Annotated in this window: 12 protein-coding genes; 7 read left to right on the plus strand and 5 right to left on the minus strand. The window is 73.1% G+C overall.

Annotated elements, in window-relative coordinates:
- Nucleotides 1-48: 48 nt before the first annotated feature.
- From DMP15_RS19625 to DMP15_RS19640, 4 genes are all read right to left on the minus strand, one after another.
- Complete coding sequence (locus tag DMP15_RS19625) at nt 49-1,368, minus strand: GGDEF domain-containing protein (protein WP_139282926.1); 1,320 nt, start codon at nt 1,366-1,368, stop codon at nt 49-51.
- Nucleotides 1,369-1,567: 199 nt separating this feature from the next.
- Nucleotides 1,568-2,896, minus strand: coding sequence for an MFS transporter (locus tag DMP15_RS19630; RefSeq protein ID WP_073577103.1), 1,329 nt, complete (start codon nt 2,894-2,896; stop codon nt 1,568-1,570).
- A 292-nt stretch (nt 2,897-3,188) separates the two neighbouring features.
- A complete protein-coding gene (locus tag DMP15_RS19635) occupies nt 3,189-3,785 on the minus strand; it encodes a histidine phosphatase family protein (RefSeq protein ID WP_073577104.1) in 597 nt (198 codons plus the stop codon).
- A gap of 4 nt (nt 3,786-3,789) precedes the next feature.
- Nucleotides 3,790-4,215, minus strand: coding sequence for an HIT family protein (locus tag DMP15_RS19640; RefSeq protein ID WP_062402348.1), 426 nt, complete (start codon nt 4,213-4,215; stop codon nt 3,790-3,792).
- Nucleotides 4,216-4,292: 77 nt separating this feature from the next.
- On the opposite strand from DMP15_RS19640, the gene DMP15_RS19645 reads away from it, so the two are divergent.
- From DMP15_RS19645 to treY, 3 genes are all read left to right on the plus strand, one after another.
- Nucleotides 4,293-4,760, plus strand: a complete 468-nt coding sequence (locus DMP15_RS19645) for a PPOX class F420-dependent oxidoreductase (protein WP_073577105.1) — start codon at nt 4,293-4,295, stop codon at nt 4,758-4,760.
- 170 nt (nt 4,761-4,930) lie between these two features.
- Complete coding sequence (gene glgX, locus DMP15_RS19650) at nt 4,931-7,099, plus strand: glycogen debranching protein GlgX (protein WP_337826274.1); 2,169 nt, start codon at nt 4,931-4,933, stop codon at nt 7,097-7,099.
- Nucleotides 7,100-7,102: 3 nt separating this feature from the next.
- Complete coding sequence (gene treY, locus DMP15_RS19655; protein ID WP_337826275.1) at nt 7,103-9,469, plus strand: malto-oligosyltrehalose synthase; 2,367 nt, start codon at nt 7,103-7,105, stop codon at nt 9,467-9,469.
- Between the two features lie 92 nt (nt 9,470-9,561).
- On the opposite strand, the gene DMP15_RS19660 is transcribed toward treY, so the two are convergent.
- A complete protein-coding gene (locus DMP15_RS19660) occupies nt 9,562-10,074 on the minus strand; it encodes a DUF5709 domain-containing protein (protein WP_337826276.1) in 513 nt (170 codons plus the stop codon).
- An 81-nt stretch (nt 10,075-10,155) separates the two neighbouring features.
- Here DMP15_RS19660 and treZ point away from each other — a divergent pair, with 81 nt between their 5' ends.
- The 4 genes from treZ to DMP15_RS19680 all read left to right on the plus strand — a co-directional run bounded on the left by treZ (nt 10,156) and on the right by DMP15_RS19680 (nt 15,262).
- Nucleotides 10,156-11,901, plus strand: coding sequence for a malto-oligosyltrehalose trehalohydrolase (gene treZ, locus DMP15_RS19665; RefSeq protein WP_337826277.1), 1,746 nt, complete (start codon nt 10,156-10,158; stop codon nt 11,899-11,901).
- Between the two features lie 147 nt (nt 11,902-12,048).
- Nucleotides 12,049-13,011: a carbohydrate ABC transporter permease gene (locus DMP15_RS19670; RefSeq protein WP_253067780.1), complete on the plus strand. Its 963-nt coding sequence runs from the start codon at nt 12,049-12,051 to the stop codon at nt 13,009-13,011.
- On the plus strand, nt 13,008-13,883 hold the full coding sequence (locus tag DMP15_RS19675) for a carbohydrate ABC transporter permease (RefSeq protein WP_202416725.1): 876 nt from the start codon (nt 13,008-13,010) through the stop codon (nt 13,881-13,883). The genes DMP15_RS19670 and DMP15_RS19675 overlap by 4 nt, the downstream gene beginning before the upstream one ends.
- A 47-nt stretch (nt 13,884-13,930) precedes the next feature.
- On the plus strand, nt 13,931-15,262 hold the full coding sequence (locus DMP15_RS19680; protein ID WP_337826278.1) for an ABC transporter substrate-binding protein: 1,332 nt from the start codon (nt 13,931-13,933) through the stop codon (nt 15,260-15,262).

The following is a 15,262-nucleotide window of genomic DNA, read 5'->3' on the forward strand; positions in this document are numbered from 1 at the left end:
CCGGCGCGGGGTCCCGGTGCCGGTGCGGCGGACCCGGTCGCGCAGGGGTCAGCGGCCGGGGACGCTCCCGTCGCGTCCGGTCCGGACCTGGTCGCGCCCGGCCCGCTTGGCCGCGTAGAGGGCGTGGTCGGCGACCTGCAGCAGCTCGTCGAGGGACTCGCCGTCGCCGCCGGTCACCGCGACCCCGACCGACACCGACAGGTCGCAGATGGTGATGCCGCCGCCCTGGCCGTCGACGTGCACGGCCAGCGACCGGACGGTCCGCCGGATGCGCTCGGCCGCGTTGTGGGCGAGCTCGCGCCCCTCCGGCCCCACCGGCAGCCCGGCCAGGAGGACGACGAACTCCTCCCCGCCGAAGCGCCCGACCGGGTCGACCTCGCGGACCTGGGCCTTCAGCGTCCCGGCGACGGCGGAGAGCACCTCGTCGCCGGCGAGGTGGCCGTAACCGTCGTTGACGGCCTTGAAGTGGTCCAGGTCGAGGATCAGCACCGCGACCGCACCGCGCTGGCGCCGCGCCCGGGCGAGCGCCCGGTGCGCCCGGCCCCGCCACGCGACGGCGGTCAGCAGGTTGGTCTTGGCGTCGGTGTTCGCCCGCTCCTCCAGCTGCCGGATCAGCACCGCCCGGTGCAGCACCAGCAGCGGCGGGAGGACCAGCAGCACGAGCAGCACCTGGCGCTGCACGGCGAGCGCGGCCAGTACCGCCAGACACAGCGTCGCGCCCTCCAGCACGTGGTCGTCCCAGTCCCCCACCAGCCGTCGCCACTGGGGGCGGTGCGGCGAGGACAGCGCCAGCGCGGTCGCGACGAGCAGCTGGTTGACCAGTCCGTAGACCGCCATGGCCAGCAGCAGCGACAGGTAGCCGACCACCCGGCTCCCGCCGCCGACCCCCGCGGCCGCGGTGAGCGACTCGGACGGGACGAGGACCGAGGCGGCCATCGCGGCGAGCACGACGGTCGCGGTGGTGTAGGCGTGCCGGTACAAGTGCGCCCCGGCGGGACGCCAGACCCGCCACCACAGGTGGCCGTAGACGGCCACGACCACCAGGCCCGCCATCCCCGGCGACAGCAGCAGCGCGGCCGCGAAGGTCCAGACCGTCGACAGGTCGAAGTAGGAGACGTGTGCGACCCGCCGGCGCACCCGCTCGATGCCGGTCGCCAGCTCGGTGTGCACCGCGCCGAGCGCCGCGAGACCGAGTGCGCCCAGTGCCAGCAGGCCGGTGTCGCGGTCCCACGGCAGCCGGGCCACATCGGTCACGACGAGCACCACGGCGGTGAGCTCGACGAGCACCAGCACGGCGAGCACCCGCGCCGGCAGGCCGCGGAAGGGCCAGCGGGGACGTTCGGGCTCACCACTCCGGATCCCGGTCACGAGCACCTACCCGAACGGACGGGACCGATCGGCACACCGCGTTCGTCCGACACCGTCGATGTCACCCGAACGGGTATAATGGACGTCGATTCGTCACGTTGAGTGACACGAATGGCGGCGGTGCCGTCGTACCGGACGACAGGAGGTGACATCGTGCGCAACCGAGGCTGGTGATCACCGGGAACCACGCGTGGCGGGGTCATGCGACCGCCCCCGGACCGGCCGACCGGAGCATCCGGACCGCGCCGAGGGCGAGCACGATCCCCACCGCACCGAACACACCGAGCGCCGTCGCCGGAGCGGTCCACTCGGCCAGCATCCCGCCGGCGAGGACCGCGACCCCCTGGGTCGCCACGAGACCCGACGCGGCGACGCCCACGGCGCTCCCGCGCACCGCGCTCGGCGTGGCCCGCGCGAAGCCCGACTGGGCGGCGATCAGGCAGGCCGTGGCGCAGGCTCCCGACACCGCCCAGAGTGCGACCGCCTGCCACAGGCCGGCCGCCAGCGGCGTCAGTGCGAGCGGTAGCGCCGCCCCGACGGCCAACGGCACCAGGCCGCGCTCGCGCAGCCGGGCCGGCAACACGTAGGCGACGAGCAGGGCCCCGACCGCGCTGCCCGCCGGGTCGGCCGCCATCAGGAGCCCGGTCGCCGCCGGGCCCGCCCCGATCGCGACGGCGTAGGCCGCCGCCAGCGCCTCGGGCAGCACGAAGATGCCGAGCATCCAGGCCATGAGGGCCAGCGAGCGCCGCCGGGGGTGGCCGAACACGACCGGCAGGCCGGCCAGCGCCGACCGCCACCAGGCGCCGGACCGGGCCGCCCACCGCGTCGCAGACCCGGGCTCCGACGCCGCCGCGGTCTCCGCGGCGGTCGCCGCCGACGGTCCGGCCGCGACCGCCGCGTGCCGGGACCGGACACCGAGGGCGACGAGCACCGCCGAGCCGACGAACGTCGCGGCGTCGACCAGCAGTGCGCCGCGCGGGGTCAGCGTCGCGACGAGCAGACCGCCCCCCGCGAAGCCCGCCACCTGCGCCACCTGCACCGAGACCTGGCGCAGCGCCAGGCCTCGGGCGAGCAGGTCTCCGGACAGCAGGTCGGGCAACAGGGCCGAGCGGGCCGCGGTGTGCGGGCCGCCCAGCAGGACGACCAGCACCAGCAGCGTCCCCAGGACCGGCAGCCCGGGACCGGGCACGGCCATGGCGACGACGAGACCGGCCCGGACCAGGTCGGTCCCGATCAGCAGCCGGCGACGCGGCCACCGGTCGGCGAGGTGGCCGAGCAGCAGCCCGCCGAGCAGCGCGGGCAGGAAGGTCAGCGCGTAGACCCCCGCCGACCACGCGACCGAGCCGGTCTCGCTCAGGACCAGGACGGTCAGCGCGACCCGCGCGACCTGGTCGCCGGCGACCGACAGGATCTCCGCGGTCCACAGCGCGCGGAAGTCCGGGACGGAGAAGGGGCCGCGGACGCCGGCGGCGGGATCGGGGTCGCGAGGCTCGTCGCCTCCCGTCCCGGAGCCGCCGCGCTCGACCATCGGCGTGGGGTCCCTTCGGAGTCCGGCGTGGGTGGCCCGCTGCGGACCCGGCACCCGACCTCGGCACGGGGCCTACCGCCTCGGCGTCGGTGGCGGGCAGGAGTTCCCGTCGAGCCTAGGTACACCCCGCCCGGCCGTCGCCCCGGATGATGCGCGTGAAGCCGGGCGGCGCAACGACGGCGGCGAACGGCGTATGAGCGGCGTCACAGGCCCGCCACGTGCGCCATCGTCGACGGCAAACGGTCGACGGCAAGCGGTCGACGCGACCGTCACACAACGGTCCGCACCGGGATCAGAGCAGGTCCGCGACGTGGGCCGTCTCGTTCACCGTCCGGACCTTGCGCATCCCGTCGCGGGCGCACACCACCCGCGAGATCCCGACGTAGTCCAGCGGGAAGGGCAGGTCCCGGCCGATACCCAGCACCTCGGCGAGATAGGCGTTGACCACGCCCGCGTGCGCGACGACGACCACCGTCGCCCGCCCCGGGTGCGCCGCGACGACCTCCTCGATCCCGGCACACACCCGGGCCCGGAACGCGGCGCCGTCGACGTGCTCGGGCAGGTACCCGGCCCGCATCCGCTCCCACGCCGCCGGGTCGGCCTGCGCCATCCGGGCGACCGGCACGTAGAGGGAGCGTTCGGCGTCGTACTCGCGCAGGTCGGAGCGGGTGTGCGGGGTGAGACCGCGCTCGCGCGCGAGCGGCTCGGCGGTCTGGACCGCGCGGAGCATCGTGCTGGTGTGCAGCGCGTCGACCGGGGTGCCGGCCAGCGCGTCGACCAGCTGGGCCGCCTGGTCACGGCCCTGCGGCGCGAGGCCCGGGTCGGCGTGGGTGCCGTCGTCGTGCTCGACGGCCTCGGGCAGCGCGTGCCGGACGAGCAGCAGGTGCACCCGCTCAGCCCGGGACGTGCGCGTCGTGCCCGGCGGCCCGCAGCGCCGTGCGCAGGGCCTCGGCGTGCCCGTCCTGCTCGGCGCCGTCGACGGTGGCGGCCGCGTTCGCGAAGTCGAAGGCCCGCATGTCCCAGGCCGGGAACACGTGGACGTGCAGATGGGGCACCTCGAACCCGGCGACCAGCAGACCGACCCGGGGCGGCGACCAGATCTCGCGCACCGCGAGCCCGACTGTCCGCGACACCTCGGTGAGGTGGGCGACGAGCCCGGCGTCGGCGTCGACCCACTGGTCGATCTCCGCCCGCGGTACGACGAGCGTGTGCCCCGGGCCGAGCGGGTTGATCGACAGGAACCCGACGCACTGCTCGTCGGCCCAGACGAACCGGCCCGGGATCTCGCCGTTGATGATCTTCGTGAAGACGGTGGCCACGGAGCCGGACCTTAGTGGCCCGCGGCGCGGATGAGGAACGGCGGGCGCGGGGCCCCCGGCCGCCCTAGGATTCCGGCATGCCCCGCACCATCGCCCGCAACGACCGCGTCGACCGGGACGAGCTGCTCGAGTTCATCCGTCCCCGGCACCACATGGTGCTGATGACCACCCGTTCCGACGGCGGTGTGCAGGCCTCCCCGGTCACCGGCGGCGTCGACGACGACGGACGCATCGTGATCGCCACCTACCCCGAGCGCGCCAAGTCGGCCAACGTCGCGAAGGCCGGCCGGGCCGCGGTCGTCGTGCTGAGCGAGGAGTTCGACGGCGCCTGGGTGCAGGTCGAGGGCGACGCCGAGCTCCTCACGCTGCCGGACGCACTCGAGCCGCTGGTCGACTACTTCCGTGCCGTCTCCGGCGAGCACCCGGACTGGGACGAGTACCGCCGCGCCATGTCCGACCAGGGGAAGGCCCTGATCCGCATCACCCCGGCCCGGTGGAGCCCGGTCGCCACCGGCGGCTTCCCCGCCCGGCTCGCCGACTCCTGACCGTTCCTGGGACGATCGACCGCCCCCGTCCGCAGCTGCTGCGGGACGCGGGGGTGATGTGGCGTGGACCGCTGACGGCCCCGCCCACCATGCGGCAACGGTGCCCGCCCGACACAGTGTGAGCGTGCCCCCGGTCTGCGGCCGGGGCGCGCGACGAGAGGACGCAGACCATGCAGGCCTGGCCCGGGCACGCCTATCCGTTGGGTGCCAGCTACGACGGCACCGGCACCAACTTCGCCCTGTTCTCCGAGGTCGCCGAGGGCGTGGAGCTGTGCCTGTTCGAACCCGACTCGGGAGCCCCCAGCGGGCTCGCCGAGACCCGGGTGGCACTGACCGAGGTCGACGGCTTCGTCTGGCACGGCTACCTGCCCGGCGTCGAGCCCGGCCAGCGCTACGGCTACCGGGTGCACGGCCCCTACGACCCCGCCCAGGGTCTGCGCTGCAACCCGAACAAGCTGGTCATCGACCCCTACGCCAAGGCCCTCGACGGCCCGGTCGACTGGGACGAGGCCGTGTTCGGCTACAACTTCGGCGACCCGGACTCGCGCAACGACACCGACTCGGCGCCGCACGTGCCGAAGTCGGTCGTGGTCAACCCCTACTTCGACTGGGGCTCGGACCGCCCGCCGAAGATCCCCTACAACGAGACCGTCGTCTACGAGGCGCACGTCAAGGGCCTGACGATCCGGCACCCGGACGTCGAGGAGGACCTGCGGGGCACCTACTCCGGTGTCGCGCACCCGGCGATGATCGAGCACTACAAGCGGCTCGGGATCACCGCCGTCGAGCTCATGCCGGTGCACGAGTTCGTGCAGGACCACCACCTCACCGAGAAGGGCCTGTCGAACTACTGGGGCTACAACACGATCGGCTTCCTGGCCCCGCACCACGCCTACTCGGCGGGCTCGGTCCGGTCCGGGTCGCAGGTCGCGGAGTTCAAGGCGATGGTGCGCGACCTGCACGACGCGGGCATCGAGGTCATCCTCGACGTGGTCTACAACCACACCGCCGAGGGTTCGGACATGGGTCCGACGCTGTCCATGCGCGGCATCGACAACCACGCCTACTACCGGCTGGTCGACGACGACGCGCGCTACTACATGGACTACACCGGCACCGGGAACTCGCTCAACGTCCGCAACCCGCACACCCTGCAGCTGATCATGGACTCGCTGCGGTACTGGGTGACCGAGATGCACGTCGACGGCTTCCGCTTCGACCTCGCCTCGACCCTGGCCCGCGAGTTCTACGACGTCGACCGGCTCTCGACCTTCTTCGACCTCGTCCAGCAGGACCCGGTGATCTCGCAGGTCAAGCTGATCGCCGAGCCGTGGGACGTCGGGCCCGGCGGCTACCAGGTCGGCAACTTCCCGCCGCTGTGGACCGAGTGGAACGGCAAGTACCGCGACACGGTGCGCGACTTCTGGCGCGGCGAGGCCGGCACGCTCGGTGAGTTCGCGTCCCGGATCACCGGCAGCTCGGACCTCTACCAGGGCGACGGCCGCCGTCCCTACGCCTCGATCAACTTCGTGACCGCGCACGACGGGTTCACCCTGGCCGACCTCGTGTCCTACAACGAGAAGCACAACGAGGCCAACGGCGAGGACGGCAACGACGGCGAGAGCCACAACCGGTCCTGGAACTGCGGCGTCGAGGGTCCCACCGACGACGAGACCGTGGTCGAGCTGCGGGCCCGGCAGCAGCGCAACTTCCTGGCGACGCTGCTGCTCTCCCAGGGCACCCCGATGCTGCTGCACGGCGACGAGGCCGGGCGGACCCAGGGCGGCAACAACAACGTCTACTGCCAGGACAACGAGATCGCCTGGCAGGAGTGGGAGCTCGCGGGCAAGCACGACGAGCTGACCACCTTCACCGCGGGCGTCGCCGCGCTGCGGCACGCGCACCCGGTGTTCCGCCGGCGCCGGTTCTTCGCGGGCCGTCCGATCGGCCGGTCGTCCACCAGCGAGGACGTCGCCGACATCGGCTGGTTCACCCCGGCCGGGCGGGAGATGACCGAGGAGGACTGGGACAACGACCTGGGCCGCTCGGTGGTCGTGTTCCTCAACGGCAGCCAGATCGCCGACGTCGACCAGCGCGGCCAGCGGATCGTCGACGACTCGTTCCTGCTGTGCTTCAACTCCTTCTGGGAGGACATCGACACCACGCTGCCGCCCGTCGAGTTCGGGCAGGCGTGGGAGATCGTCGTCGACACCCACTCGGGCGAGGTGCACCCGCCGAACGCCGCCGGCGTCACCGGGACCGACCTCGACCCGGTGTCCGCGGGCTCGGTGCTGACCCTGCCCGCCCGTTCCCTGCTCGTCCTGCGATCGAAGGGCTGAGGCGTGACCCGCCTTCCGGGATCGACCTACCGGCTGCAGCTGTCGGCCGACCAGACCTTCGCCGACGCCGCCGCGCTGACCGGCTACCTGGACCGGCTGGGGATCGGGGCGCTCTACGCCTCGCCGCTGCTGGAGTCCACGGCCGGATCCACCCACGGCTACGACGTGACCGACCCGACCCGGGTGTCGGGTGAGCGCGGTGGTGAGCAGGGGCTGCGGTCGTTGCTCGCGACGCTGCGCGAGCACGGGCTGACGATGCTGATCGACATCGTCCCCAACCACGTCGGCGTCGCGAAGCCCGCGGAGAACCCGTGGTGGTGGGACGTGCTCACGCACGGCGAGGCGTCCCGGTGGGCGGGCCACTTCGACGTCGACTGGGGCGCCGGGCCGATCCTGCTGCCGGTGCTCGACGCCGACGAGGAGAAGGCGCTCACCGAGCTCTCGGTGACCGACGGCGAGCTGCGCTACTACGAGCACCGCTTCCCGGTCGCGCCCGGGACCGGCGAGGGGACCGCGCAGGAGGTGCACGACCGCCAGCACTACCGGCTCGTGTCCTGGCGGCGCGGCGCCGCGGAGCTGACCTACCGGCGGTTCTTCGACGTCAGCGACCTCGCCGCGGTCCGGGTCGAGGACCCGGCGGTGTTCGCCGACGCCCACCGCACGGTGCTCGACATCGTGCGCTCCGACGACACCGTCGTCGGGCTGCGGGTGGACCACCCCGACGGCCTGTCCGACCCGGGCGGCTACGCGCGCCGGCTGCGCGCCGAGCTCGGCCCGGGCCGGTGGCTGCTCGTCGAGAAGATCCTCGGGGTCGGCGAGGAGCTCCCGATCTCCTGGCCGGTCGACGGCACCACCGGCTACGAGGCGCTGCGCGAGGTCTGCGGGGTGCTCGTCGACCCGGACGGGGCGGGGCTGCTCACCCAGTTCGCCGCCGAGCACACCGGGGAGAAGCGCTCCGCGCACGCCGTCGAGGACGACGGCCGCCACCTCGTCGTCCGGGAGATCCTGGTCGCGGAGGTGCGCCGGATCGCCGACGCCTTCCGCGCGGGACCCGGCGCCGACTCCGGCACCACCGGGCTCGACCTGGCCGACGTCGCCGCCGGGGACCTGCACGACGCGGTCGCCGAGCTGCTGTGCGGGTTCCCGGTCTACCGCTCCTACCTCACCCCGGAGATCACCGAGGGCCGGGCGGCCGCCGACACCGCGGTCGCGGTGGCGCGCACCCGTCGCCCCGACCTGGCCGCGGTGCTGGGTGCGCTGCACTCCGGGCTGGTCCGCGAGCCCGGGTCGGACTACGCGACCCGGCTGCAGCAGACCTCCGGGATGGTCACCGCGAAGGGCGTCGAGGACACCGCCTTCTACCGGTACAACCGGCTCGTCGCGCTGAATGAGGTCGGGGGCGACCCGGCCCGCTTCGGGGTGACGCCCGGGGAGTTCCACGCCGGACTCGCCCGCCGGGAGGCCGGGCGGTCGCGCACCATGACCTCGCTGTCCACGCACGACACGAAGCGCTCCGAGGACGTCCGGGCGCGGCTCGCCGTACTCGCCGAGCGTCCCGCGTCGTGGGCGGCGAAGGTCCGCGAGTGGTCGGTGCGCCACCCGCTGCCGGACCGGTCGCTGGAGCTGCTGGCCTGGCAGTCGCTGGTCGGGGCGTGGCCGATCCCGGCCGACCGGCTCGCGGGCTACCTCGGCAAGGCCTCCAAGGAGGCCAAGCTGGTGACCTCGCACATCGACGCCGTCTCCGAGGTCGACGAGGCGGTCGCGGCCTGGCCGGAGCAGGTCCTCGCCGACACCGAGCTCGTCGCCGAGATCGAGGCGTTCGTCGCGGAGATCGCCGAGCCCGGCTGGTCGAACTCGCTGGCCCAGAAGCTGCTGCAGATGGCCGGGCCCGGCGTGCCGGACGTCTACCAGGGCACCGAGCTGTTCGAGTACTCGCTGGTCGACCCGGACAACCGGCGCCCGGTCGACTGGGACGCGCGGCGCGCGATCCTGGAGCGTCTCGACGCCGGCGAGCAGCCACCGGTCGACGGAGGCGGTGCGGCGAAGCTGCTGGTCACCTCGGCGACGGCGCGGCTGCGGCGGTTCCGCCCGGAGCTGTTCAGCGGCTACGGCCGGGTCGACGCCCAGGGCACCGCGGCGGAGCACGCCGTCGCGTTCTCCCGCGGCGGGGGCGCGCTCGTCGCCGTCGCGACCCGGCTGCCCGAGGGGCTGGCCCTCCGCGGCGGGTGGGGCGACACCCGGCTGCCGCTGCCCGGCGGCTTCGACGACTGGCACGACATGATCGCGAACCGTCCGGTGGACGGTCCCGCGCCCGCCCTGTCGGACCTGCTCTCGCGCTACCCGGTCGCGCTGCTGGTGCGCCCGGCCTGACCCGGCACCGCCCACCCTCCGGGCGGTCCCCAGGGGAACCCTCGTAGCGCTCTACGCCACGAAGGTTCCCCTGGGGGCACCCGTGGCGGGGGTCAGGGCTCGTCGACGACGTGCACGGCGGCCTCCTCGGCCGACGCGCCCGCCCCGTCGATCCCGGCGTCGCCCGCCACCAGCTCCTTCTCGCCGCCGTCGCTGCCGTCGACGCTCGCGTGGTCGATCGTGAGTCGCCCGGCGCGGCGCTCGCCCACCTCGTCGTCGGCGAGCAGCTCGCCGTCGGTGCCCGGGGCGTCCCCGAGCAGGTCGCCGGTGGCGTCGTCGACGTCGGAGAAGTCCTCGCGGGAGTCCGGGTCACCGACCACCCCGGCCGCCCGGGCGTCGTCGCGGCCCTCCGCGTCGGCGGTCGCGTCGAGCTCGGCCGCCCAGGTGTCGGGCTCCTCGTCGGCGAGGCGCTCGTCGAGGGTCTCGTCGTCGCGGTCGTTCCACGGGCGCTCGGGCGGTGAGTAGCCCTCGTCGAGCACGTCGGTGACGCCGCCGTACTCGAGGGTGTCCTCGGGCTGCAGCTGCGCGTCGGAGTCGAGGTCGTCACCGGAGTCGGGGTCACTCATCACAGCAGCGTAGCGACGCGTGAGCCGACCCACCCCCGCCGGACGCGCCACGCGCCGCAAGGTGCGGAAGGATCGGCGTCCGTGACGGAGTTCGCCGTGTGGGCCCCCGACAGGAACCGCGTCAGTGTGCTGGTGGGTGAGCAGCGGATCGCGCTCGACCCCGCCCCGGGGGGATGGTGGCACACGGACCAGCCCGACCACGGGCACGGGACCGACTACGCGTTCCTGCTCGACGACGACGCCACGCCGCTGCCCGACCCCCGCTCCCGCTGGCAGCCGAAGGGGGTGCACCAGCGCTCCCGCGTCTACGACCACGACGCGTTCTGGTGGACCGACGACACCTGGACCGGCCGCGCGCTGGCCGGGTCGGTGCTCTACGAGTGCCACATCGGCACCTTCACCGACGGCGGCACGTTCGACTCCGCGATCGGCCGGCTCGACCACCTGGTCTCGCTCGGGATCGACCTGGTCGAGGTGCTGCCGGTCAACGCCGTCGACGGCCCGGTGAACTGGGGCTACGACGGCGTCGGCTGGTACGCCGTCACCGAGAACTACGGCGGCCCCGACGCCTTCAAACGCTTCGTCGACGCCTGCCACGCGCGCGGCCTGGGCGTGGTCCTGGACGTCGTCTACAACCACCTCGGGCCGTCCGGGGCCTACCTCGACCGGTTCGGACCGTACTTCGCCGGCTCCAACATCTGGGGCCCGTCGCTGAACCTCGACGCCGCGGGCTCCGACGAGGTCCGCCGCTACATGATCGACAACGCGCTGATGTGGCTGCGCGACTTCCACGTCGACGGGCTGCGCATCGACGCCGTCCACGCGCTGCGCGACACCCGGGCCCAGCACGTGCTGGAGCAGCTCGCCGTCGAGGTGACCGCGCTGGAGGCACACGTCGGCCGCCCGCTGTCACTGATCGCCGAGTCCGACCTCAACGACCCGAGGATGATCACCGCCCGGGAGGGCGGCGGCCACGGCCTCGACGCCCAGTGGGCCGACGACGTCCACCACTGCCTGCACACCGTGCTCACCGGCGAGTCCCAGGGCTACTACGGCGACTTCGCCGAGGCGGGCCTCGACGGGCTCGCGCACGTGCTCACCCGCGGGTTCCTGCACGAGGGCACCTGGTCCTCGTTCCGGCGGCGCAGCCACGGCGCCCCGATCGACACCGCCCGCATCCCCGGCTCGCGACTGGTCACCTACCTGCAGAACCACGACCAGATCGGCAACCGCGCCACCGGCGACCGGCTCACCCACACGCTGTCCCCCGGCCTGCTGGCCTGCGGCGCGGCGCTGCTGTTCACCTCCGGGTTCACCCCGATGCTGTTCATGGGCGAGGAGTGGGGCGCGCGAACGCCGTGGCAGTTCTTCTCCCGTTTCGGCGACCCGGGCCTGCAGAAGGCCGTCCGCGACGGCCGTCGCGCCGAGTTCGCCGACCACGGCTGGGACGACACCGCCGAGGTGCCCGACCCGAACGCCGAGTCCACCTTCACCGACTCCCGGCTCGACTGGTCCGAGCCCGAGCAGGAGCCGCACGCGACGCTGCTGCGGATGCACCGCGAGCTCATCGCGCTGCGCCGCGCCTGGCCGGAGCTGTCGGACCCGTGGCTGGACCGGATCGGGGTCGACGTCCACGAGCAGGCGCGCACGCTCGTCGTCGCCCGCGGGCGGATGCGGGTGGTGGTGAACCTCGGTCCGGAGCCGGTGACGCTGTCGCTCGGGTCGGAGATCACCCGGATCCTGCTGGCGTCCGAGCCGACGACGAGTGACGGCTCCTCGTTCACCGTTCCGGCGGAGGCATTCGCCATCTGCCGCGTGGCGGAGTAGCGAGAGCCTCTCGCGTCACCCGTCCGAGTGTCGTCGTTCACCTGTTCGCCGGACACCTGACACGGCCGGGCCACACGAGACTGCGAGGGTCTGCGAGGTCGCGACGGTGCGATCCCGCGTTCGCCCCTGCGACAGACGTGAGGTCACGTGACGTCCACCCCCACCCGGTCCGCCTCGACGCCGACGGCGCCGGGTACGACCTCGCACCCCCCGCCGCGGCGACGGCGACGCTTCACCGCCCGGGACCGGCACGACTTCTGGGTGTTCCTCGCCCTGGTGCTGCCCAACGCCGCGCTGATCGTCGCCTTCGCCTATCGCCCGGTCATCGAGAACATCCGGTACTCGCTGCTGAACTGGACCCTCGGGTCACCGTCGGCGACGTTCGTGGGGCTCGGGAACTACGTCACGTTCCTGACCTCGCCGTCGTCGGCGGAGATCGTCTGGACGACGCTGGTGTTCACCGTCGTGACCGTCGGCGGGTCGATGGTGCTGGGTCTGCTGATCGCGCTGGCGCTCAATCGGCGGGTGCCGGGGACCGGCGTCGCGCGGGCCGCGGTGTTCTCCCCGTACGTGCTGTCCGGGGTCGGTGTCGGGCTGGTGTGGCTGTTCGTGTTCGACCCGTCGATCGGGGTGCTCGGCGCGGTCGTCCGCGCCTTCGGCGGGACCGCACCGGACTTCTTCAACGACCCGTCGATGTCGCTGGCGATGATCTGCATCGTCTACGTCTGGAAGAACATGGGTTACGCCGCGGTGATCTACCTGGCGGGCCTGCAGTCGATCCCGAAGGACCTGCTGGAGGCCGCGGCGCTGGACGGGGCGTCGTCGACGCGGACGTTCTTCCGGGTGACGCTGCCGCTGCTCTCTCCGGTCACGTTCTTCCTGGTCGTGACCAGCGCGCTGAACTCACTGCAGGCCTTCGACCTGATCCGGATCATGACCCCGCTCGGGCAGGGCACGACCACGCTGATCTACGAGGCCTACCTGCAGGCGTTCGGGTCGAGCAACCGGGCCGGCTACTCGGCGGCGGTGTCGACGGTCCTGTTCGTGGTGCTGGTGGTCTTCACCCTGGTCCAGCTGCGGTGGATGGAACGGCGGGTGCACTACGCATGACCACCACCGCTCCGGAGCCCCGGTCGTCCCGCGCGCTGTCGCCGCGGGCCCTGTTCGAGGTCGTGACCAGCGCCTACGTCCCGCTGCTGGTCGCCGTGCTCGTCGTGCTGTTCCCGCTGCTGTGGATGACGCTGTCGTCGTTCAAGCCGCTGACCGAGATCATCACCCAGACCCCGGCGCTGCTGCCCGCCGCGCCGACGACGGAGAACTACTCCACCGTCGCCGAGCGCCTGCCGTTCGGCCGGGTGTTCCTCAACTCGGTACTGGTCACCGCGGTCGGTGCCGCGCTCAAGGTGGCGCTGGCCGTGTTCACCGCCTACGGGCTGGTGTTCGTCCGCTTCCCGTTCAAGAACTGGATCTTCGCCGGTCTGCTGGTCACGCTGATGGTGCCGCCGCAGGTGGCGCTGCTGCCGAACTACACGCTGATCACCGCGCTCGGTGGCGCGGACACCTACTGGGGCATCATCCTGCCCGGTCTCGGGACGGCGTTCGGCACGTTCCTGCTGCGCCAGCACTTCCGCACGCTGCCGCCGAGTCTGCTCGAGGCCGCGGAGCTCGACGGCGCCGGGCACTGGCGCCGGCTCACCCGGGTCGTCCTGCCGGTGTCCGCGCCGACCGTCGCCACCGTCGCGCTGATCACCATCGTCTACGAGTGGAACGACTACCTCTGGCCGCTCGTGATCATCTCGAAGCCGGAGATGATGACGCTGCCGGTCGGGCTCACCCTGCTGGCCAACGTGGACAACCGGGCCGCGGCCTACGGTCAGCTCATGGCCGGGTCGGTCGCCGTCATCGTGCCGGTCCTGATCGTCTTCATCGCGCTGCAGCGCCACATCATCGCCGGGCTGACCCAGGGTGCGGTCAAGGACTGAGACCGCTCCCCGCTCCTCCTCCCCACCCCGAAAGGACGCCAGCTGCCATGCATCTCGACCGTCGCGGATTCCTGAAGTTCGCCGGCATCACCGGCGCCGCCGCGGCGCTGGCCGCCTGCGGTGGCCCCTCCACCGGCGGCGGCGGGCCCGCCGCCGTCCCGGAGGTCGACTACTCCGGTGTGCAGCCGGCGAAGGAGATCACCTGGTGGACGAACAACCCGGGCAGCTCGGAGACGGTGTCGCGCCAGATCATCGACGCCTACCAGAGGGCCAACCCGGGCACGAAGGTCAACCTGGTGACCGCGGGCGCGAACTACGAGGAGATCGCGCAGCGCTTCCAGACCGCGCAGGCCGGCGGCGGCTCCCAGCTGCCCGACCTCGTCGTGCTCTCCGACGTCTGGTGGTTCCGCTACTACATGCAGCGCTCCATCGTGCCGATGGACCCGCTGATCGCCGCGACCGGCATCGACACCGCCGACTACCGGCAGCAGCTGATCGAGGACTACCGCTACGGCGGCAAGCTCTGGGCGCTGCCCTGGGCCCGCTCGACGCCGATCTTCTACTACAACAAGGCGCACTGGCAGAAGGCCGGTCTGCCCGACCGCGCGCCCGCGACCTGGGCCGAGATGGCCGAGTGGGGGCCGAGGCTGCAGGCCGCGGGCACCGGTGCGCAGAAGGCGTACCAGCTCCCCGCCCTGGCCGACTACGCCGGCTGGTCGTTCCAGAACAACCTCTGGGGCGAGGGCGGTGCGTGGTCGGACGAGTGGGACGTCACCTGCGACTCCCCCGAGGCGGTCCGCGCGGTCTCGGCCCTGCAGAACGCGGTGACCTCGGGCTGGGCCGGCGTCGCCGCCACCGACGGCACCACCGACCTGGGTGCCGGGGCGGTGTCGGCGACGGTCGGCTCCACCGGCTCGCTGGTCACCGTGCTCGACGCGGCCCGGTTCGACGTCGGCGCCGGCTTCCTGCCCGCGGGCCCGGTCGCCGGGCCGGTGTGCCCGACCGGCGGCGCGGGGCTCGGGATCCCCGCCGGGGTCCCGCCGGAGCGCCAGCTCGCCGCGGCGGCGTTCGCGAAGTTCCTGACCAGCCCGGAGAACACCGTGCTGTTCTCCCAGGCCACCGGCTACCTGCCGCTCCGGACCTCGGCCGACACCGGCCCGCTGCTCGCCGAGACCCCGCTGCGCAAGATCGCCATCGACCAGCTCGACCGGACCCGCACCCAGGACCGGGCGCGCGCGTTCTTCCCGGGCGCCGACCAGGAGATCGCGCGGACCTGTGCCAACATCCTCAACCAGCGGGCCGACGTGCAGGGCGAGCTCACCACCCTCAAGGGCACGCTGACCCGGATCTTCGACACCGACGTGAAGCCCAACATCTGA

It is taken from the genome of Pseudonocardia sp. UM4_GMWB1 (assembly GCF_017312155.1).
Lineage (GTDB): Bacteria > Actinomycetota > Actinomycetes > Mycobacteriales > Pseudonocardiaceae > Pseudonocardia > Pseudonocardia alni.